Source organism: Burkholderia sp. LK4 (assembly GCF_001043615.1).
In the GTDB taxonomy this organism is placed as follows: Bacteria; Pseudomonadota; Gammaproteobacteria; order Burkholderiales; family Burkholderiaceae; genus Burkholderia; species Burkholderia cepacia.
The window spans coordinates 58,644-79,992 of sequence record NZ_LDUL01000042.1 but is presented as its reverse complement, the minus strand read 5'-3'; the positions used below and the strand labels follow the sequence as shown (position 1 = coordinate 79,992).

The 21,349-nt window shown below is 64.4% G+C and carries 15 protein-coding genes and 1 tRNA gene; 7 read left to right on the top strand and 9 right to left on the bottom strand.

Going from position 1 to position 21,349, the window contains the following annotated elements; genetic code table 11:
• The first annotated feature begins 47 nt into the window (after positions 1-47).
• Genes VK92_RS22070 through VK92_RS22060 form a run of 3 tightly spaced genes read left to right on the top strand, consistent with a single transcriptional unit; the run spans position 48 to position 3,414 of the window.
• Positions 48-1,049 carry an ABC-three component system protein gene (locus VK92_RS22070; RefSeq protein ID WP_048024114.1) on the top strand — a complete coding sequence of 334 codons (1,002 nt, stop codon included), beginning with the start codon at positions 48-50 and terminating at the stop codon, positions 1,047-1,049.
• Complete coding sequence (locus VK92_RS22065) at positions 1,037-1,552, top strand: ABC-three component system middle component 2 (RefSeq protein ID WP_048024112.1); 516 nt, start codon at positions 1,037-1,039, stop codon at positions 1,550-1,552. Before VK92_RS22070 ends, VK92_RS22065 begins: the two co-directional genes overlap by 13 nt.
• A complete protein-coding gene (locus tag VK92_RS22060) occupies positions 1,549-3,414 on the top strand; it encodes a hypothetical protein (RefSeq protein WP_048024110.1) in 1,866 nt (621 codons plus the stop codon). The genes VK92_RS22065 and VK92_RS22060 overlap by 4 nt, the downstream gene beginning before the upstream one ends.
• A gap of 152 nt (positions 3,415-3,566) precedes the next feature.
• On the opposite strand, the gene VK92_RS22055 is transcribed toward VK92_RS22060, so the two are convergent.
• The 7 genes from VK92_RS22055 to VK92_RS22025 all read right to left on the bottom strand — a co-directional run bounded on the left by VK92_RS22055 (position 3,567) and on the right by VK92_RS22025 (position 10,578).
• Entirely contained in the window at positions 3,567-5,912 is a 2,346-nt protein-coding gene (locus tag VK92_RS22055) for a KAP family P-loop NTPase fold protein (RefSeq protein ID WP_048024108.1), read from the bottom strand.
• The gene (locus tag VK92_RS22050) at positions 5,909-6,241 is read right to left on the bottom strand and encodes a hypothetical protein (RefSeq protein ID WP_048028899.1); all 333 of its coding nucleotides are present in this window, start codon (positions 6,239-6,241) and stop codon (positions 5,909-5,911) included. The genes VK92_RS22055 and VK92_RS22050 overlap by 4 nt, the downstream gene beginning before the upstream one ends.
• A 103-nt stretch (positions 6,242-6,344) precedes the next feature.
• A complete protein-coding gene (gene mobA / locus VK92_RS22045) occupies positions 6,345-6,653 on the bottom strand; it encodes a plasmid mobilization protein MobA (protein ID WP_156187228.1) in 309 nt (102 codons plus the stop codon).
• An 825-nt stretch (positions 6,654-7,478) separates the two neighbouring features.
• The gene (locus tag VK92_RS41950; RefSeq protein ID WP_131723338.1) at positions 7,479-7,715 is read right to left on the bottom strand and encodes a hypothetical protein; all 237 of its coding nucleotides are present in this window, start codon (positions 7,713-7,715) and stop codon (positions 7,479-7,481) included.
• Positions 7,716-8,294: 579 nt separating this feature from the next.
• On the bottom strand, positions 8,295-9,344 hold the full coding sequence (locus tag VK92_RS22035; RefSeq protein WP_048024103.1) for a site-specific integrase: 1,050 nt from the start codon (positions 9,342-9,344) through the stop codon (positions 8,295-8,297).
• A 157-nt stretch (positions 9,345-9,501) separates the two neighbouring features.
• Positions 9,502-9,576: transfer RNA gene (locus VK92_RS22030), tRNA-Val, on the bottom strand.
• A gap of 99 nt (positions 9,577-9,675) precedes the next feature.
• Positions 9,676-10,578 (bottom strand): LysR family transcriptional regulator, encoded by a 903-nt coding sequence (locus VK92_RS22025; RefSeq protein ID WP_027786944.1) that lies wholly within the window; start codon positions 10,576-10,578, stop codon positions 9,676-9,678.
• Between the two features lie 174 nt (positions 10,579-10,752).
• On the opposite strand from VK92_RS22025, the gene VK92_RS22020 reads away from it, so the two are divergent.
• From VK92_RS22020 to VK92_RS22010, 3 genes are all read left to right on the top strand, one after another.
• Positions 10,753-12,504 carry an acyl-CoA dehydrogenase family protein gene (locus VK92_RS22020; protein ID WP_048024101.1) on the top strand — a complete coding sequence of 584 codons (1,752 nt, stop codon included), beginning with the start codon at positions 10,753-10,755 and terminating at the stop codon, positions 12,502-12,504.
• Positions 12,501-13,697, top strand: a complete 1,197-nt coding sequence (locus VK92_RS22015) for a CaiB/BaiF CoA transferase family protein (RefSeq protein ID WP_048024100.1) — start codon at positions 12,501-12,503, stop codon at positions 13,695-13,697. The genes VK92_RS22020 and VK92_RS22015 overlap by 4 nt, the downstream gene beginning before the upstream one ends.
• A gap of 89 nt (positions 13,698-13,786) precedes the next feature.
• Positions 13,787-15,214: an MFS transporter gene (locus VK92_RS22010; protein ID WP_048024127.1), complete on the top strand. Its 1,428-nt coding sequence runs from the start codon at positions 13,787-13,789 to the stop codon at positions 15,212-15,214.
• A gap of 139 nt (positions 15,215-15,353) precedes the next feature.
• Here the strand turns inward: VK92_RS22010 and VK92_RS22005 are convergent, their stop codons facing one another.
• Together VK92_RS22005 and argA are read right to left on the bottom strand one after the other, a co-directional pair.
• Positions 15,354-15,629 (bottom strand): oxidative damage protection protein, encoded by a 276-nt coding sequence (locus VK92_RS22005; protein WP_006478357.1) that lies wholly within the window; start codon positions 15,627-15,629, stop codon positions 15,354-15,356.
• A 50-nt stretch (positions 15,630-15,679) separates the two neighbouring features.
• Positions 15,680-17,059, bottom strand: coding sequence for an amino-acid N-acetyltransferase (gene argA, locus VK92_RS22000; protein ID WP_048024097.1), 1,380 nt, complete (start codon positions 17,057-17,059; stop codon positions 15,680-15,682).
• A 23-nt stretch (positions 17,060-17,082) separates the two neighbouring features.
• On the opposite strand from argA, the gene hrpA reads away from it, so the two are divergent.
• Positions 17,083-21,282: an ATP-dependent RNA helicase HrpA gene (gene hrpA / locus VK92_RS21995; RefSeq protein WP_048024095.1), complete on the top strand. Its 4,200-nt coding sequence runs from the start codon at positions 17,083-17,085 to the stop codon at positions 21,280-21,282.
• Positions 21,283-21,349 lie beyond the last annotated feature (67 nt).

Below are 21,349 nucleotides of genomic sequence, written 5' to 3'. Positions count from 1 at the left end.
AGCGCCGACTCAAAACCATATATATCGGTACATCGGGGGACCAATCTTTGCGGATCAATCACGCTGCTCAGATCTGCGCGCTTTCGCCATCAGAGCTTGAGGAATTCGTCAACGACTGGCTTGCCCAGCGTTGCAAGGACTACCACAGCCACGAGCTGTGGCGGGGTACGGGCGACATGGGCCGCGATGCAACAGGCTACGTCACAGACCGCCGCATGGAAGGCCCATGGGACAACTTTCAGTGTAAGCAGCTTAGCTCGAAGCTGTCCGAGGCATCAGCGTTCATTGAGCTCGGCAAGATCTTCAAACATTCGGCCGACGGCTGGTTTTCACTTCCGCGCGCCTATATCTACGTCGCGCCAGTCGGTGTCGTACGGAATGTCCGACATTTTGTCGCGCATCCCGAGCAATTCAGGCAGGCTTTCCTGGACCGATGGGACGCCGCTATCGCCGGCGAGCTCGTGGAGAACCAGGTCGTGAAATTGACTCCCGAGATTGAGGCCAAGATCCGATCGTTCGACTTCACGAAGGTGGATTGGCTCGACGCGAATCGCCTCGTCAACGATCCCTCTTGTAAGCCTGCTTTGGTGGCGTGGTTTGGCGCTGACCCGGGGCCTGGGCCGAGGGGCGTGGTGCCGGACGAGATTCAGGCCAGTGAGTCAGCCTACATCGGCCAGCTTCTAAAGGTGTACGAGGAAAAGGGGCCGGGGGTCTATCCCGACGCGGCGGCGGCACTTGCCTGTCCAGAGTTCGGACCGCATCTGCGCGCCCAGCGTACGCGCTTCTTCGATTCGGTCGCGTTTGATCGGTTCTACCGCGATTCCACACCTGATGGGTACTTGAAGAACTTTAAGGATGAGATTTACCACGGAGTGCTCGATGTCCATTCCGGCGCGCATCCGGGCCGCTACGTTCGGCTCAGTCAAGTGATGCAACAGGCAGCCATCTTGCAGCCGTCCGGCGTGCTGGGCAAGCATGCCGGCCCGCAAGTCAAGCAAGGCACCTGCCACCAGTTTGCGAATGACGGGCTGATGCCATGGGACCGTTAGATCACAATAGGGCGGGCGTACCGCCGTTCAATAGCACGCTTGAGACCGGGATACGGGCTCTAGTGGTGCTCGAGGCTTTCTACCCGCGCCGCTGCGACCTATTGGAAATGACCTGGCTTGACCATCTGGTCGTGCATACCGGCGACCTCAACGGCTCGGACGTACCGGAAAGCTTGCACCCGGATCTCCCGAACCGCGCCGGCGAGTTGCTTGTGCGCCGCCAGTTAGTCGAGAAAAGCCTGCGCTTAATGCAGCAGGTACATCTCGTCGAAATGTTTGAGACAAAGGATGGAATCACGTTCGGCGCAAGCGAAGACGCGCCCAGCTACCTGGACCTGCTACAGACGCCATACTCGCTTGCGCTCAAAGATCGCGCCAAGTGGATGGCGAATCGCTTCGCGGACATGGAAACCTCAGAGATGAGAGCGCTGATCGAATCGCGCATCGGGCGCTGGACCGCCGAATTCCATATCGACGCGTTGTCTCCGAGGCTTTTGAAATGAACGGCATTCGTCTGCGTCATCTGGTTTTCACTGGCCCGAACGTTGAGACCGCCGAACTTGAGTTCGACGAAGGTTTGAACATCGTCTTCGGTGCATCTAATACCGGAAAGTCTTTTGCGTCGAAGACCATTCTTTTCATGCTCGGGGCATTGACGAGCCTGCCTGAGACTGAGGAAATCGCGGCCTATGATGGTGCTTGGCTCGGCCTCACCTTAGCAGATCAGGGCGACTTCACGCTCTATCGGGCGACGCGCGGTGGGCACCTCAAGCTATATGCCGGCCTGCACAAAGGCACGCCCACGGACAGTGGCGAATTGCTGCGTGAAAAGCACGACTACAAGCGCACCGATACCGTCTCGCATCGGCTACTCGATGCAATCGGTTTAGCCAATAAGTGGGTTGTGCGTGACGGCAACGGCAAAAAGGACTCATTGTCCATTCGCCTGTTATCGAAGTATGCCGTGGTGGCCGAGAACGACATCATGTCCGAGGTCAGCCCTGTCTATCTTTCGGGAAATCCGTCAGAGCGCCCCTTCGAGCAGAACCTCTTCAAGCTCCTCCTCACTGGCAAAGATGATGCGGCCGCCGTGACGGTCCCCAAGGAAACGGAGCGCCGAGCCGCAAAGGCCGCGAAGATTGAGCTGGTCGACGAACTTCTTGCTCAGATTGATGCTGAACTGGGCGAGCAGCCCCCGGACGAAATGCAGACCTATGAGCAGCTTGAGCGGCTGGAACTTAGTGCCGACGGCCTGCTCGCAAGGTTGCAGACTGCACAAGGCGAACTGGATACTCTCGTGCTTCAGCGCCGTGCCACATTTGCGCATTGCGGCGAACTGCAAGAACGCATTGGCGAGCTGGAGCTAACGCTGGAGCGCTTCGCCAAGCTGCAGGCGGTCTACAATTCCGATCTGCAGCGTCTGCAATCCATTGAGGAAGGCGGGTATGTGTTGATGGCCATGGCCGGGCGTGATTGCTTGGTATGTGGTGCTCCGCCCGATGCCCAGACACAAAACCACGCAGCGGATGAGATCTCGCTGGCGCATACCGCCGCTGCCGCCGAAGCCCGCAAGATCGAACGCGAGCAGCGAGAGCTGGCTCACGTGGTCGCCTCGCTTGAGGCGGAGGCCACTGGATTACGCAGGATCATCGTCAAGCTCACAGCTGATACTGAAAAATTCGATGGATCCATCGAGGGACTGCGTCCTCAAGAAGCGTCGCTCCGGGAAAGCTACGAGGCGTACACCACAAAGCGCATCGAGATCCTCAAGGTGCTCGACCTTTATCAGCGGCGCGCGAATCTTGCCGCACGACGGGCGGAGATCGGTGCTACGCCCACTAGGCGAGAAGGCGAAAAGCCAGCTGTCGGCCCGGACTCGACAACCTTGTTTGACTTCGGCGAGACGGTGAAGGCGGTGTTGAAGGCTTGGAAATTCCCCGATGCTGACAAAGTCCAATTCGACGGGAAAACCAATGACGTCATGGTCGGCGGCAAGTCCCGGGCGGCCAATGGTAAGGGGGTTCGGGCGGTGCTCCACGCTGCCTTCAACGTCGCAGTGATCGTTCACTGCATCGACAACAACTTGCCGCACCCTGGTTTTCTGGTGCTTGACACTCCGCTGCTCACCTATCGGGAGCCACTGAAGTCCAAGTACGGCGACCTGTCACCGGATGAGGCCGCGCTCAAAGCTACTTCGCTTGCAGAACACTTTTACAAGTACCTCGCGAGTCTCGCGAAGCACGTGCAGGTAATCGTCATCGAGAACTCGGATCCGCCGCCCGCCATCGCCGGGTTGGCTCGTATTGAGACGTTCACCGGTAACTTGGGTAATGGGCGGGCCGGGTTGCTCGCACGGCCTACCTGACCTTTGGCGCAAGGCGACATCGACTAGCTGGGGCCGATGTGATTCCATTGCGCGGACTTCTCAAGCAGGGCTGAGCGGGGCTTTAGCTGTCATTCTCTGGTATGGGCATTTTCGACTACTGCTCATATTTTGTGTTTCGACATCGGCGCGGACTACCCATTGAGATCGAATGGGTCTCGTGCCCTTAGGCCGAGCCACTTCTCGAGAGATATAAGCAACGTCCTTAGAGCTTCCTCGTGCTCGGGGAAATCGGCGGGATTGATCGCGTCACACCTCGCCTTAGCCACGTCGATGCCGATGAAGTCGTCGACAGTCTCTTTGTTGAAACTGTTGTGCGGCATCGATACCCGATCACCCAACGTATGGGTCGTCCCCCGGCTGATCATGCGTGTCGCCATGTTTGCGAAGCCCTGGTTGGTCCGAATCGCCTTCTTCATCCACTCTCGGGGTTCGTCCAATGAGCCCGCATAGTCTCTCCATCGGTAGAGCTGAGATAAGAGGTCCGGCTCATCGATCAGCGCGTCGTCGTTCGTGGCGCGGTCTCTCATCAACTGCAGCCATAAGGCCTTCATCGCCTCAACGGTACCGAGGTCGAGCGTCGGGTCGACGGTGCCTCTATCTCCCTCCTTGCGATCGGCCGGATCGCTTAGGTGGATCAGAATCGACGCAATGGACAACGCCTTAGTCTGGCGAAGTGCCTCGATAGCCAGATCACCTCGTACATCCTCCGGAACCCGCTTCAGGAACCAACTTGTCGCTCGCCATGCTGCCACATAGGACGAACTGAAGACGCCGTCGTTCACACCTACGATCTTTTGACCGATCCGGAACATCCCGGGCAGTAGAACGGCAGCGTTCTCGACCGGGAGTCGACTGACGGATTCGTCGAGCCTCGCAACGAGCGAGGGTAGTAAGCCGTCAGCTTCGACGGCAGCGATCGCGGCAGTTAGCCCGTCCTCTGTCGCCGTCGCATCGAGAAAATCAACGAAGCGACGTTCAGACATTTCTCCGACTGCCGTCTGGAGTTCAAAGTAACGTGGGAAGTAGCGCGATGTGCATACTCGTTTTTCGGCCAGCCATTGACGATGAAAGTCATCCGCGTAGTTCGTGCCTCCATACGCCCATTCGAGAGTGGGGAATAGGTCCTTGAGCGCGGCCCGGACGACATCGCGGCGGTCCTCCTGTGCGATCTCAAGAAGCCGATTGGCCGCCGCTTGGTCCGCCTCCCGTCGGCCATGGCCCGAGAAACGCCCCTCTTGGAGAACCAATCCTCGTTCACGGAACAGTGCTTCGCGGAGGTCAGGTTCAAAAACCCGGAGCGTCTCCAGGAGAAGGAAATCGACAAGGTTCACCTCGAATACGTCGCCGACTACATGCAACGGCATGTGCACGGCGATGGACGAGACTAAGCGACGCGCATCTCGCATGTTGCGCACCAGGGGCTGGATGCAACCAATGCAAGCATTACCCCAACGCCTCTGCGAGAACCCGTTCGCCTCAGTCGCATACGGTCCTGCTAGCTCAGAGAGTTCCTCCTCGAACACACGATGCACAATCGACGCCGGAACCGCAGGTAGATCAAAGTTAGCCTGCACAATCTTCTCGAGGAAGGCATGACCGTCGCCGTCGGCGACAGGATCAAGTGCTCGCTCTACGATACTGGGCTGGAACAGGAGCACAAAAACGATATTCGGCAGATTAGCGTTCGCTTTCACTTGGCGAAGAAGCATCCTAATCTGCTCGGGCTCGAGTCGGTCGATGTCGTCGACGAAAACTACCAACGGCCGGTCGAGTTCGCGAAGGCGAGCCTCAAGCGCTCTGCGTACCTTGTCGAGCGGCTCGCTGCTACGGTCACGTCCGAGATGCAACAACAAGCGTCCCAGCAGAGATACGCCGACCGAGAGGACGGCGAGAACAGCTGCTACTTTTGCTGCCGTCGGAAGGTCGAAGCCTATGGCCGAAGCAACGGCGATCACCGAGGCATTTGTCAGTACTGTCGAGATTAGATGGCCTGAACTCCCGGCTTCTTTAAGCGGCTTGCCAGCCCCTGTAAGGATCGCTCCGTAGCGTCGCAGCGCTTCGGCACGGTCGAGTGCTGCTTTCGAATGTTCCCCACCAAGACGATCCGCTATCTGGCCGAAGAGCGCGCGGGCGATTGCATCGCCATCGCCCCATTGCCAGGGGTTGAAGTCAAGCCAGTCCGCTCCGTTGTCGCTGGCGTCGAGCCGCTCGGTGATGAGGTTTTTCAGGGATGATTTGCCGAAGCCCCATCCTCCGCGAATAGCGAACACTCGGCCCTCGCGCAAACTGAGCTCCGAGAGCACGCCGGCTATGCGATCCGCGAAATCGGCCCTTCTCAGGCGATCCTCGGATGCCGTCCGAATCGGTGCCTCCGCCCCGATCCCGGTGTCCGGCCGCTTGTTCCTTGCCACGTCCGCATCAAGCTTCGCACGACGACGAGCACGCCATGTCGACAGACGGAACAGAAGTCCGTTCATCGTGTACCGAGTCCCAGGGAGGCGCGTACCAAGCTTCCGTAATGTCCGATGACACGTATTACGGCATCGTCATCGTGGATGCGCAGGCGGCTACGCTCGCCAGCGAGCTCGGCTTGTTGCCGACGCAGTTCGGTAATCCGGTTCGTGTCGGGCGAGGGCTTTGCCTGTTCCTCTGCAATGTCGCGCGCTTTCAAGGCGATAACGTTGCCAATCGTTTCGAGTGCGCATTCGTAGTTGGATAGCTGTTCGTCAGTGAGGCTATCCACGTGGAGCCGGAGCACGCCCTTATAAACTAATGGCGTTCCGCAGCGGGTGTAGTTGTCGCTCATACGGCCTTCCAGATTAATGAACCGATACCGCAAACCACGGCTAGCAACACAAGGCAAGTGCGTTGCAGGTCGGATAGATCCAAATACCCAGTTTGAGCTGCCGTCATTGGCCGATCCGCGCAATCGCGTTTTTTAGCTCGACCAATACCGCTGCAAACTCCTTCGACTGCGCGCCTCGCCCCTCATTGAACAGGTGCTTTTGCAAGCCGCCGAGCCGGCGCAAGTCGTTGATGATGATCGAATCGACGACGCTGCGCGTGCGTCGTCCCATCCCACAGGTTCGAAGGTACTCGGGAACCGACGTTCCGGTGTCCTGCGCGCGCTCCTGCAACGCATCGAATTCATCGGGCGCAACGCGCACCATAATGATCTTGGTTTTCCGACGCTCTTCGGTTCCGCTTCTCGCACTCATTCAACACTCTCAAACGGGTCTCGGGGCGTAAGCCCTGAGCAGGGAGACAGGATGGGCTAGGGAGTGCAACGACTGGCGCCCATCCGGTTGCTGTAGCGCGCATTGCGCGGTATAGCAAGTCCTACCCTGTCCCAGAACTAACCGCATCGTTTATGGAAGTTTGAAGGTACACGTGGCAGACGGTTTTTCCAAGGGAAACCGAACGGTGAAAATGATGGTTCTGAGAAGCCTTGAAGGGCATTCAGCGGAAACATATTTCCCACATTTGCTGATAGGGAACTAGAGGGAAAAAAGCGCATTTTCAGGGAGGAAGAAAGACGCCCACTGGGGGAGGGCACCGCTAGACAATTGGCGGCATGGCGCGGCGGCTAACGTGACTTTTTCCCGACAGCAATACGGCGTCGTCAACGTCACTTGATATGACGGCTTGCGGAATAGGCATAAAGCGGGTGTCAGGGCTAGTTGAAGGCCACGGCGCACCCACGCGGCCTTGATACTCGTGGAATACCGAAGACGCTGGGTCGCAGGGAGGCGGGATGAGAGGTAGTCGATCATCCTGCCTCCCTGACGACAGAGGGCGGATCGCACCCTTTCCGCTAGCGGCGCGGGCGGGGGGGTGAGAGGGTGGATTGACGATGCAATATGCGCTCGAGCAACGCCTCACGTTGCCGTTGTATGTCGGTCTTTACGATCTCGTGAGGCACCCAGTCGGTCAGCGGATCGTCTGCTTCGATCAACGCTTGTCGAACCTGTTCGAGGAACCATTCGTCATGCGACTGGCGTGTCATTGTTTTCGCTCTCTGGATGTCGATTACTCGAACGATATCAGGCAGGTTTCGAGGATACGAGTCGTTTCATCGTAGCGACCATCCTATCAGCGGTGATTTCGCCGCGCACATGGGCGGCAGATAGTGCATCAAGCACCATTCCGTTGGCCGACCAATGCGGATTATTGGCGCCGTTGTATGACTCGGGGCGAGTAGCCGCGTCGGGAAACTCGATGCCGGTCACAGTTGGGTTTTCCCGAGAGATGCGGGCAAGGCGCTGATCGACTTCAGCCATGTAGTTACGCGGGAAGTCTTGTGGGAGCACGCTCGAGACGGGATTTTGATGGTTGCCGGTCGTCAGCGGCTCCGAGCCTCGATTTCCTGCCTTGTGAGCGTCGGCCAATTTTAGGAGTGAGTCGCTTTGTGCCCCTCCTTCTTGGGGGACCGTTTTTTGAGCGTCAGAAGGGGCGACCACGTTTCTGCGCCCACGCCAACGGCGGGTTGAGATGAGATGGGGGGGGCGTCAAGGCGCGAAGCGCCGTTTTTGCCCCCGCTTGCGGGGGCGTGCTTGAGCTCCATCTTTGCGCTATGAATCACACGTACGTACGTATGTATTTACGTATGCGCTTACGCGCGGTTTTTAATACGTTTATAAACGTTTTTAAGAGGCTGAAAGCCTGACTGGATAAGGCTTTGCCGGACGCTATTGTGAGAAAACCCGGGTGAAATGTGAGGCAAGCCGGGGGAGCGTGAGACAAACCGGGCACTATCCACAGCTCTGAGGAAATTTAGGTTTTATCCACAGGCAGGATCAATTGTGAGAAATCCCGGGTGCTATCCACAGGGGCGTTTCAGCCCCTGCAGCCGTTTGCACTCAGCCGAGTTTGCGAGCCAGGTCCGTCGCCCTTGGATGGTAGTACCGCTTCAACATCTGCACGGTCTTGTGGCCCGTCACCGCCGACAGCTCCAGCACGTTGTCGAGGCGCTCGGCGATCCGCGATGTAGCTTCGTGCCGAAGATCATGGAAATGCAGGTCGACAATGCCTGCCCGCTCACAGGCACGGACAAAAGCCTTCTTCAATGCCTCTGGAGTGATCGGAAGCACTCGGCCGCTACTGTGGCGCGGCTCATTGGATAGCGTAGACAACGTTTGGACTGCACGACGAGACAGGGGAACGTCCCGAGCCTCGCCATTCTTGGTGTCGTGGAGCCGGACATACCGGTCGGCTAGGTGGACGTCCGGCCAACGCAGGGAGAGGATCTCGCTACGGCGCATCGCAGTTTCGATCGCAAGGATGACTACCGGCAGGACGTATTTGTTTCTACATCCACCCGGCTGGTAGACGCCGCTTTCGGCTCGTTGGCTGGGTTCGAGCTCGATCAAAAGACGCTTTTCCTCGTCTCCATGCAGCCGGCGGTTCCGAGCTCGGTTCTCCTTCGGCCGTCGAATCTGCGAGACGGGATTGACCGGAATGTGGAAGCCCCATTCCTTGCTGGCGATGCTGATGACGTGGCTAAGGAGCGTTAGCTCCCGGTTCACGGTCGAGCCGGAAACTGGCTTTTGCTGTCCGTTGCCGGTCAGGCGCCGATTGCGGTATTGAGCAACGGCTACGCCGTTGAGCGCAGAAATCTTCACCTGGGAGATGGGATCGGCTAGTAGCTTCTTGATCCGCAGCAGCTCGAGCGCCTCGCCCTTTTTCTCGGGGGAGATTTCCCGGCCGTACCGGATCAGCAGTTCGCTCAACGGCGCTTTGCTGGATTCGATCGGGCTCGAAAACGAACCTGCCAGCATTTCGGATTCGATGCGGGTAGCCCAGGCTTCCGCCTCTTTGCGGCTGATGAAGGTTTTGGTTTGAGGGGGGAACCCCTGACGACGGACGATCGCCTGAAATTGGCAGTCGCCACGTTTGCGAATCGTTGGCACCAGACACCTCGAAGTTGAAGTGTGACAAATATGTGCCAAGAATCCGGTCGGGCGAGAGGACACTTAACGAGCATTTCGCCAGGTGCCGAGTCCGCGATGCGGAAAAAACGCTGAAAAAACAAAGGGCCGGCTAATGCCGGCCCTTTGACACACGTTTTGGTGGGCGGTACTGGGATCGAACCAGTGACCCCTGCCGTGTGAAGGCAGTGCTCTACCGCTGAGCTAACCGCCCAAAGAAGAATCAAATTATGTCAGAGCTTTTGGGGTTCGTAAAGCCCTTTCTGCAAATATTTTTCAGATACCCGCAAATACCTGCCAGCCGGCCGTGCATTCAGCCCGCGAGCGCGGGCAGTGCGTCGATCGACGCGCGCACGTAATCGGCGAAGCGCAGCGCGACTGGCTCGGCGGTGCCGCTGCGCTTCAGCGCGAGCGTGCGCGATTCGAGCGACGCATCCTTCAGCGGCCGGAACGCGAGCCGGTCGCTCTTCGCCTGCTGCAGCACGCGCGGTACCAGCGCGACGCCCATCCCGAACTCGATCATCGACAGGATCGTCTGCCACAGCCGCGCTTCGTGGCGAATCAGCGGGCTGAAGCCGGCGTTCACGCATTGCGCGATGATCAGGTCGTGATAGTGCGGCGCCGCTTCGCGCGGGAACAGGATGAACGGTTCCGCGGCCAGCGCGGCAAGCGCGACCTGCCTGCGCCGCGCGAGCGGATGTGCGGCCGGCAGGCAGCACACGAACGGTTCCGCATAGACAGGTACCGATTCGACCTCGGGCGGGAAGTGGCCCCAGTGCGCGTAGCCGAGATCGATCTGGCCGCGCTGGATCGCCTGCACCTGCGCGTGCGTGTTCATCTCGCTCAGCACGACCTCGACGCCCGGGTAGTCGGCTTCGAAACGCCGCACCGCATCGGGCAGCCCGCGATACAGCATCGAATGAACGAAGCCGATCCGCAGCCGGCCCGCGAGGCCCGACGCGGAGCGCACCGTCAGGCGTTCGGCCTCGGCCGCCTGCAGCAGCAGCCGGCGCGCTTCGCCGAGCAGCACCTCGCCCGCGTTGGTCAGCGCGACGGTCTTGTTGGTGCGCGAGAACAGCTGGACGCCGAGCGCGTCCTCGAACTTGCGGATATCGAAACTCAGCGCCGGCTGCGAGATGAACAGGCGCTTTGCCGCGCGCCCGAAATGCAGTTCCTCGGCGACCGCCACGAAGTAGCGCAACTGCCTCAGTTCCATGGTGTCTCCTCGCGGCGTCGGCATCGATAAGCGGTATCTATCGTACCGGACAAATCCTGTATTGGACGCTTATCGATCGCGCGCCTACGCTCTGCGGAAGGCTTTGCACGGGACTGGCCGGGCGCCGCGGCGCGCCCCGCCAGCCGATGTGCAGGCAACCCAGGAGACGCACGCATGAACGACACCGCTCGCACGCCGGACGCCGGCGCATCCAACATCCCCGACAGCCGGGGCCTCAATTTCTTCACGGTCGATCCCGATCTCGGCGCGTTGCTGAAGCTGCATCTCGGCGACACGCACTATGCCGAACTGGAGCCTCGGCTGCGCGCGCTCGGCGCACGCGTGTCGGGCGAACTCGACGAATGGGCGTCGCGCGCGGACAAGCACCCGCCCGTGCTCGAACACCGCAATCGGCGAGGCGAGGCCGTGCAGCGGATCGACAAGGATCCCGCGTATGTCGCGCTCGAACGTGTCGCGTATGCCGAGCTCGGGCTCGCGTCGTTGAGCCACGGGGCGGAATCCGTTGCGCCGCTCGTCAAGTACGCGCTGACGTTCCTGTTCGTGCAGGCCGAATTCGGGCTGTGCTGCCCGGTCAGCATGACCGATTCGCTGACGCGGACGCTGCGCCGCTTCGGCGATCCGGCGCTCGTCGCGCGCTACCTGCCGAAGCTCGCGTCGCGCGACTTCGACACGCTGTACCAGGGCGCGATGTTCATGACCGAGCAGGCGGCGGGTTCCGATGTCGGCCGGATCGCCACGCGGGCGACGCGCGAGACGGACGCGCACGGCGAGACCGTCTGGCGCCTGACCGGCGACAAGTGGTTCTGCTCGAACGCGGACGCCGATCTCGCGATGGTGCTCGCGCGGCCAGACGGCGCGCCGGACGGCATCAAGGGCCTCGCGTTGTTCCTGCTGCCGAAGACGCTGCCGGACGGCACGCGCAACCGCTACCGGATCGTGCGCCTGAAGGACAAGCTCGGCAGCCGGTCGATGGCGAGCGGCGAGATCGCGCTCGAAGGCGCGCAGGCGTTCCTGATCGGCGAGATCGGCCGCGGTTTCCACCAGATGGCCGACATGATCAACATGTCGCGGCTGTCGAACGGCGTGCGCGCGGCGGGGCTGATGCGGCGCGCGCTGAACGAGGCGCTGCACGTCGCCGCGCACCGCGAGGCGTTCGGCCGCAAGCTGATCGAGATGCCGCTGATGCAGCGCCAGTTGCTGAAGATGCTGCTGCCGGCCGAGGCCGCGCGCGCGATGTTCATGCAGATCGCGCTGCTGCTGCCGCAGGCCGATGCCGGCGACGAGCAGGCCGCGCGCTGCGTGCGGATCCTGACGCCGCTGATCAAGTTCCGCGCGTGCCGCGATGCGCGGCGCGTGACGGGCGATGCGATGGAAGTGCGCGGCGGCACCGGTTACATCGAGGAATGGAGCGACGCGCGCATCGTGCGCGATGCGCATCTCGGCTCGATCTGGGAAGGCACGAGCAACATCGTCGCGCTGGACGTCGCGCGCGCCGCGCAGCGCGAGCAGGCGCTCGACGCGCTGCGTACCTTTCTCGGCGACCGCCTCGGCGCGGCACCGCTGCCCGACGCGAGCCGCGCGGCGCTGCGGCGCATCCTCGCGCGCGCCTGCGACGGGCTTGCGCGGGTCGCGGCGGAAGGCGACGACGCGCGCGTGCGGCAGGCCGCGTCCGCGCTGTACTACGCAAGCGCGGCCGTGCTGATGGCGTGCGAGGGCGCGCGGCTCGCGCCGGATTTCCGGCGTCTCGCGCTCGCGCACCTGGTCGTGCGCCACAAGCTGCTGCCGGTCGACCCGCTTGCGCCGGCATCGCGCGACGACGAATCCGCCGCCTGCGCTGCGCTGCTGCGCGGCACGCCCATCGCGCTCGATACCGCGCTCGACCTGCTGCCGGAGGTCGAACGATGACCGCTTCGCGTGGCGCACTGGACGGCCTGAAGGTCGTCGACCTGAGCCGTGTGCTCGGCGGCCCGTACTGCACGCAGGCACTCGCCGATCACGGCGCGACGGTGGTCAAGATCGAGCCGCCGGACGGCGACGAGACGCGCGGCTGGGGGCCGCCGTTCCTCGGCGACACCGCGTGGTACTTCATGGGCGTGAACCGCAACAAGGAAGGGCTCGCGCTCGACCTGTCGCGCGACGAAGGGCGCGCGATCCTGTGGCACCTGCTCGACGAGGCGGACGTGCTCGTCGAGAACTTCAAGCCGGGCACGCTCGCGCGCTGGGGGATGGACTATGCACGCGACTTGCAGCCGCGCTTCCCGTGGCTGATCCACTGCGCGGTGACGGGCTTCGGCGCGGACGGTCCGCTCGGCGGGCTGCCCGGCTACGACGCGGTGATCCAGGCGATGGCGGGGCTGATGAGCGTCAACGGCGAGCGCGACGGCGACGCGACGCGCATCGGTCTGCCGATCGTCGACATGGTCACGGGCCTCAATGCGCTCGCGGGCATCCTGCTGGCGCTCGCGGAGCGCGAGAAGAGCGGGCGCGGACAGTCGATCGACATCGCGCTGTACGACTGCGGCGTGTCGCTGCTGCATCCGCACCTGCCGAACTTCTTCGGTTCGGGGCGCGTGCCGGCGCGCAGCGGCAACGCGCATCCGAACATCGCGCCATACGACAGCTACCGCACGGCGACCGTGCCGATCTTCCTCGCGATCGGCAACGACCGGCAGTTCGCGCGGCTCGTCGCGCATCTCGGCGTACCGGCGCTCGCGGGCGATCCACGCTTCGTCGACAACCGCAACCGCTGCGCGCACCGTCCCGAGCTGAAGGCCGAACTGGAAGCGCGGCTCGCCGCGCACGCATGCGAGCCGCTCGCGCGCGACCTGATGGCGGCCGGCGTGCCGTGCGGGCCGGTGCGAACGGTGGCCGACGTCGCGCACGATCCGCATGCGCTGCACCGGAACCTGTTCGTCGAGATCGGCGCGTATCGCGGCACCGCGTCGCCGGTGAAGCTGTCGCGCACGCCGGCTACCTATCGTTCGCCGCCGCCCGCGCTGGGCGGCGACACGCGCGCGGTGCTCGATCGCCTCGGCATCGATCCCGCGCTACAGCAGCAACTGCTCGACGCCGGCGTGCTGAGGGAAGCCCCCGGCTGACACGACGCCGCCGGCCGGCGGCGCCATGCCGGCCACCCGGGAAAGGCGCGCGGCAGTCGCGCCCCGGAAACACAAACATGGAGACATCGATGAGCCGTCAGCCATCCCCGCCCGCCGGGCCGCAACCGCAGCCGCAGCCGCGGCCCGGCCGTGCCGCCTTCGCGGCGTTCGTCGGCACCACGATCGAGTGGTACGACTTCTACATTTACGGCACCGCCGCGGCACTCGTGTTCGGCAAGGTGTTCTTTTCGAGCAGGATGGATCCCGGCGTCGCGACGCTGCTTGCGTTCGTCACGTTCTGGGCCGGCTTCGCCGCGCGGCCGCTCGGCGGCATCGTGTTCGGGCATCTCGGCGATCGTGTCGGCCGCAAGACCGCGCTCGTGATCACGCTGGTGATGATGGGGCTCGCGACGACCGGCATCGGCCTGCTGCCCGGTTATGCGCAGATCGGTGTATGGGCGCCGGCCGGCCTCGTCGCGCTGCGCGTGCTGCAGGGGATCGCGGTCGGCGGCGAGTGGGGCGGTGCGGTGCTGATCGCGAGCGAGAACGCGCCGAAGCATCGCAGCATCCTGTACGCGGCGTTCGCGCAGCAGGGTTCGCCCACCGGCAACCTGCTGGCCACGGCCGCGTTTTTCGCGCTGAGCGCGCTGCCGACACCGTCGTTCCTGATGTGGGGCTGGCGCATTCCGTTCCTGCTGTCGGCCGTGCTGGTGATCATCGGCATGGTGATCCGGCTGAAGCTCGAGGAGTCGGCCGACATGCAGCGCGTGCTCGCGCGCAAGCGCACCGTGAAGCTGCCGCTGCGCGACGTCGTGCGCGATCACCGGGTCGTCGTGCTGCTCGCGGCCGGCACGCTGCCGGTGATCAACGTCACGTACTTCCGCAGCACGTTCGCACTGTCGTGGGCGACGAAGGAGCTCGGCTACGCGCAGGGCACGTTCCTCGGCATCCTGTCGATCTCGCTCGTCGTGCAGTTCCTGATGCAGCCGGTCGGCGCGTGGTTCGTGTCGAAGGTCGACATGCGTCGCGCGATGTGCTGGATCCTGATTCCGGAAATCGTGCTGATGCCGGTGATGTTCCATGCGCTCGCGACGCGTTCGTATTGGGTCGCCGTCGCGGGCATGTGCATCTCGACGATTCCGTCGGCGATGTTCTACGGTGCGGTCGGCGGCGTGCTCGCGCGCGTGTTCCCGGCGAACATCCGCTACACGGGCCTGTCGCTCGCGTATCAGCTGAGCGCGCTCGTCGTCGGCGGCGGCACGCCCGTGCTCGCGCAGGCGATCCTCAACACGACCGGCAGCATCGTCGGCGTCGCGGTCGCGTCGGGGCTTTACGCGCTCGTGTCGCTCGTCTGCATGCTCGCGCTGCTGAATCGCACCGGGTATCGCGCGGACGAACTGTCGACGGCCGAACGCAGCGATGCGGCCGAATGGGGCACCGAAGGCGGCAGCGCGGCACCCGCGGCCGACGGGAGCGCGCAGCCGGGCGACGGCGGCGCGCTGAAGCCGGCCGGCTGAGCGGCATGCCATGCCGCCGCGCGGGAGGCGGGAACGCCCCGAGCGCATGTCGCCAAAAGAAAACGGCACCGTGCGAAACACGGTGCCGTCTTTCCCGGAGCACACGGCCGGCAGGCTGCCGGCCGCGCGCATCGCATCATCAGCCTTCCGTCGGCGGCACGTAGCCGGACGCCTGGTCCGCGCCGTCGCCGAAGAAGTACTTCTCGGTCTGCTTCATCAGGTACTGGCGCGCGCGCGGGTCGGCCATGTTCAGGCGGTTCTCGTTGATCAGCATCGTCTGCTGCTTGAGCCAGCCCTGCCACGCTTCCTTCGAGACGCTCTCGTAAATGCGCTTGCCGAGTTCGCCCGGCAGCGGCGGGAAATCGAGGCCTTCGGCTTCCTTGCCGAGCTTCGCGCATTGAATCATTCGAGCCATCGTGTACTTCTCCTGTAATCGAACTGGGGGGAGGGCAGTCGTGCCTGCGCTCAGAGCTGCTTCATCAGCACGAGCGACTTGCGCTGCCAGTTATAGAGTTTGCGGCGGTCTTCGGGGAGGTCGTCGACGCTGACCTTGACGAAGCCGCGCTTGAGGAACCAGTGCTCGGTGCGCGTCGTGAGCACGAAGATGTGCGTGAGGCCGCGCGCGCGGGCGCGCTGCTCGATGCGCTTGAGCAGGCGTTCGCCGTCGCCCGAACCCTGCGCTTCCGGCGCGACCGTCAGGCACGCCATCTCGCCGATCTTCTCCTGCTGGTACGGATACAGCGCCGCGCAGCCGAACAGCACGCCATCGTGCTCGATCACCGAGAAGTGGTCGATGTCGCGTTCGATCTGGTGGCGGCCGCGGCGCACCAGCGTACCGTCCGACTCGAGCGGCTCGATCAGCGACAGGATGCCGCCGACGTCGTCCGGCGTCGCTTCGCGCAGGCTCTCGAGGTTCTCGTACGAGATCATCGTGCCGACGCCGTCGTGCAGGAACAGTTCGAGCAGCATGCTGCCGTCGAGCGACTGCGGGATCAGGTGGGCCCGGGTCACGCCGCCGCGGCATGCGCGGATCGAGTGCTTGAGGAAGAACCCGTCGTCGCCCTGGATGTTGCCGGAGTCGAGCAGCTCGGCCGCCGCGTCGAGCGACATTTCTCGCACCAGCTCGCCTTCGTCGTCGACGATGCCGGGCCCTTCGGTCAGGAAGATGATCTTGTCGGCGCGCAGTGCGATCGCGGCGGCCGACGCGACGTCTTCCATCGACAGGTTGAACGCTTCGCCGGTCGGCGAGAAGCCGAGCGGCGACAGCAGCACGAGCTTGCGGCTCGCGAGAGAATGACGGATCGACTCGGCATCGATCTTGCGCACGATGCCCGTATGCGCGAAATCGACCCCGTCGAGAATCCCCACCGGCCGCGCGGTCACGAAGTTGCCCGACACGACGCTGATGTGCGCGTGCGCCATCGGCGAGTTCGGCAGACCCTGGCTGATCGCGGCCTCGATGTCGAGACGCACTTCGCCGGCCGCTTCCTTCGCGGATTCGAGCGCGCGCGCATCGGTGATGCGCAGGCCGTGCGAAAACTCGGATTCGACACCGTGCAGGCTCAGCTGCTCCTCGACCTGCGGGCGCGAACCGTGCACCAGCACGATCTGGATACCCATCGCCTGCAGCAGCGCGATGTCGGACACGAGCGCGTTCAGGAGCCCCTGCTGCACCACCTCACCGCCAAACCCCACGACGAACGTGCTGTTGCGGAACTTGTGGATATAGGGCGCGACGGAGCGCATCCAGTCGACGAACTGCGCGTGACTGGCGGCCGAATCGTCGGCGGCCGGCGGCGTCGCGGCGCCGGTCTGGGCGGGGGGGAGGTCGGTTTGGGAATTCATGGGCGGGATTATAATGCGCCCCCATGTCGAATGTTTCTAAAAGTCCCGCGCCGACGCGGGCCAATACGCCGTCGGCCCGGCACCCGGATGGTGCGGCCGACGCACGCGAGCAGCAGGGCCAGCCAGCGCGCCAGCAGCAGGAAAAGCAGGCGGGCAAACCGGCAGACGCGCCGCGCGGTGACGAACGGCGCGGCGATGCGCGCCAGCCGGCCGCGAAGGGCGCACCCCAGGCAACGGGCGAGCGCCCACCGCGCCGCGAGCGGCCGCCGCGCGCCGTCGTCGCACCGAACCCCGTCCCGCCGATCACGTACCCCGAAAGCCTGCCGGTGTCGGGCAAGCGCGACGAAATCGCGCGCGCGATCGCCGGTCATCAGGTTGTCATCGTCTGCGGCGAAACCGGCTCGGGCAAGACCACGCAGTTGCCGAAGATCTGTCTCGATCTCGGCCGCGGCCTCGGCGCCGGCGGCACGGGCCTGATCGGCCATACGCAGCCGCGCCGTCTGGCTGCATCGTCGACCGGCCGGCGGATCGCCGAGGAACTCGGCACGCCGTTCGGCGAGGTGGTCGGCTACAAGGTGCGCTTCACCGACAATCTCGCGCCGGGCGCGTCCGTGAAGCTGATGACGGACGGGATCCTGCTCGCCGAGACGCAGACCGATCCGCTGCTCAAGGCGTACGACACGCTGATCATCGACGAGGCGCACGAGCGCAGCCTGAACATCGACTTCCTGCTCGGCTACCTGAAGGAAATCCTGCCGAGGCGGCCGGACCTGAAGCTGATCGTCACGTCCGCGACGATCGACGCCGACCGCTTCGCGCGCCATTTCGGCACCGACGAGCGTCCTGCGCCCGTGATCGAGGTGAGCGGGCGGCTGTATCCGGTCGAGATGCGCTACCGGCCGGTAGCCGAGGATCGCCCGGCCGTGAAAAATGCCGAAGGCACGGGCGGCCGCGATCGCGTGAAGACCGCGCGCGAAGCCGAGCGCGACCTGATGGACGCGATCGTCGACGCGGTCGACGAACTGTGCCGCGAAGGCCCCGGCGACGTGCTGGTGTTCCTGCCCGGCGAGCGCGAGATCCGCGAGGCGGCCGAGGCGCTGCGCAAGCACCATCCGCCGCATACCGAGATCCTGCCGCTGTTCGCGCGGCTGTCGGCGGCCGACCAGGACAAGGTGTTCAAGGCATCGAACGCGCGCCGGATCGTGCTCGCGACCAACGTGGCCGAAACCTCGCTGACGGTGCCGGGCATCCGCTACGTCGTCGATACCGGCCTCGCGCGCGTGAAGCGCTATTCGTACCGGAACAAGGTCGAGCAGCTGCAGGTCGAGTCGATCTCGCAGGCGGCCGCAAACCAGCGCGCGGGCCGCTGCGGCCGCGTGGCCGACGGCGTGTGCATTCGCTTGTACGAGGAAAGCGACTACCAGGCGCGCGCACGCTTCACCGACCCGGAAATCCTGCGCTCGTCGCTCGCGTCGGTGATCCTGCGGATGAAGTCGCTGCACCTGACGGCGATCGAGTCGTTCCCGTTCCTCGAGCCGCCGCCCGGCCGCGCGATCGCGGACGGCTACCAGTTGCTCAACGAGCTCGGCGCGGTCGACGACGACAACGCGCTGACGCCGCTCGGCCGCGAGCTCGCGCGGCTGCCGCTCGACCCGCGCGTCGGCCGGATGATTCTCGCCGCGCGCGACCAGCAGTCGCTGCGCGAGGTGCTGATCATCGCGAGCGCGCTGTCCGTGCAGGACCCGCGCGACCGCCCGATCGAAGCGCAGGAGCAGGCCGACCAGGCGCACCGCCGGTTCGCCGACGAGCGTTCCGAGTTCCTGCAGTGGCTGAAGATCTGGGCGTGGTTCGAAGAGGCGGTCGCGCACAAGAAGTCGAACCGCCAGCTCGTCGACGCATGCCGGCAGAACTTCCTGTCGCACCTGCGGCTGCGCGAGTGGCGCGACGTCCATTCGCAGCTGCTGACCGTCGTGCGCGAGCACGGCTGGCGGCTCAACGAAGCCGAGGCGACGTACGAACAGGTCCATCTGGCCCTGCTGACGGGCCTGCTCGGCAACCTCGGCCTGAAGGCCGATGACGATCCGCACTATCTCGGCGCGCGCGGGATCAAGTTCTACCTGTGGCCGGGCTCCGTGCTCGCGAAGAAGGCCGGCCGCTGGGTGATGGCGGCCGAGCTCGTCGAGACGAGCCGGCTGTACGCGCGCTGCCTCGCGAAGATCGAGCCGGAGTGGGTCGAGAAGATCGGCGCGCACCTGCTGAAGAAATCGCTGTCGGAGCCGCACTGGGAGAAGCGCCCGGCGCAGGTCAGCGCGTTCGAGCGCGCGACGCTGTACGGGCTGCCGATCTACCACCGCCGGCGCGTCGCGTTCGGCAAGCAGGATCCGGCGCGGGCGCGCGAGCTGTTCATCCGCGGCGCGCTGGTCGAAGGCGAATTCGACACGAAGCTGCCGTTCTTCGCGCACAACCGCAAGCTGCTCGCCGACATCGAGCAGCTCGAGCACAAGTCGCGCCGCCAGGACGTGCTGGTCGACGACGAGCTGATCTACGCGTACTACGACCACGCGATTCCGGAGGGCATCCACACGGGTGCCGCATTCGAGCGCTGGTATCGCGACGAAGTGAAGAAGGGCGGCCAGCCCGAGGACAAGCAGCGGCTGCTGTACCTGTCGCGCGACGACCTGATGCGCCACGAGGCGGCCGGCGTGACGACCGAGCTGTTCCCGAAGCGCGCGACGATGGCCGGCGTCGAGATGGCGCTTACGTATCACTTCGAGCCGGGCACGCCGCGCGACGGCGTGACGCTCGCGGTGCCGCTGTATGCGCTGAACCAGGTCGACGCGCGCCGCTGCGAGTGGCTCGTGCCGGGGATGCTGAAGGAAAAGGTGCAGTTGCTGCTGAAGTCGCTGCCGCAGAAGCTGCGCCGGCACTGCGTGCCGCTGCCCGAATACGCGGCCGGCTTCGTCGAGCGGATGGGCCGCGAGCGCTTCGGCGCGGGCGGGCTCGTCGAGGCGCTGATCGCCGACGTGCGCGGCGAGACGCAGGTCGCGATGAAAACGGCCGACTTCAAGCTCGAGACGCTGCCCGCGCACCTGTTCATGAACTTCAAGGTGATCGACGAGCACGGCCGCCAGCTCGCGATGGGGCGCAATCTCGCGCAGCTTCGCCAGGAGCTGGGCGCGCAGGCGCAGCAGCAGTTCCAGAAGATCGCGGCGGCGTCGACGATCGCGGCTGGCGGCGATGCCGATGCGGGTCAGCCGGTCGGCCAGGCGCCGGCGGCGGCGGGTACGGCCGGCGCACCCGGCCGCGGCCCGAAGCCCGCGAAGGGCGCGGCGCCGCAGACGTCCGCTCCGGCGGAAGCCGGCGCGACGGCGCTGTACGAGAACCTGACGACGTGGAATTTCGGCAAGCTCCCCGAGCTGCTGGAGATCCGCCGGCGCGGCCAGACGCTGTACGGCTACCCGGCGCTCGTCGATCGCGGCACGCATTGCGACGTCGAGGTGTTCGATTCGCCGGAGGAGGCCGCGCGCATCCACCGGGCCGGCTTGCGGCGGCTGTTCGCGCTGCAGCTGAAGGAGCCGATCAAGTTCCTCGAGAAGAACCTGCCGGGCCTGCGCGAGATGGCGATGCAGTACATGTCGCTCGGCACGCAGGACGAATTGCGCGACCAGCTGATCGACACGGCGCTCGACCGCGCGTGCCTGCAGGACCCGCTGCCCGACGACGACGCGAGCTTCCACGCGCGCCGTGACGAGGGCCGAAGCCGCCTGAACCTGCTCGCGCAGGAAATCGCGCGGCTGGTCGGGCAGGTCCTGGCCGAATACGCGGGTCTCGTGAAGAAGCTCGCGCAGGCGAAGCCGTTCGCGCAGGCGCATGCGGACCTGCAGCAGCAGCTCGCCGCGCTGGTCGGCAAGCGCTTCGTGATCGATACGCCCTACGCGCAACTCGCGCACTTCCCGCGCTACCTGAAGGGCATCGCGCTGCGGATCGACAAGCTGAAGGCCGATCCGGCGCGCGACGCGAAGCAGTCGGCCGACCTGCTGCCGCTCGCCCAGCAGTACCAGCGCGCGGTGTCGCAGCGCGGCGGCGTCGCCGATCCGCGGCTCGCGGAATTCCGCTGGCTGCTCGAGGAATTGCGGATTTCGCTGTTCGCGCAGGAACTGCGCACGCCGATGCCTGTCTCTGTCAAGCGTCTGCACAAGGTCTGGGAGTCGATGCAGCGCTAGCGCAACATCGGCTTCCCGGGCTCCGCGCCGGCGGCGGGCCCCGGCCGGCCGCGCGGCGCTTGCCGCG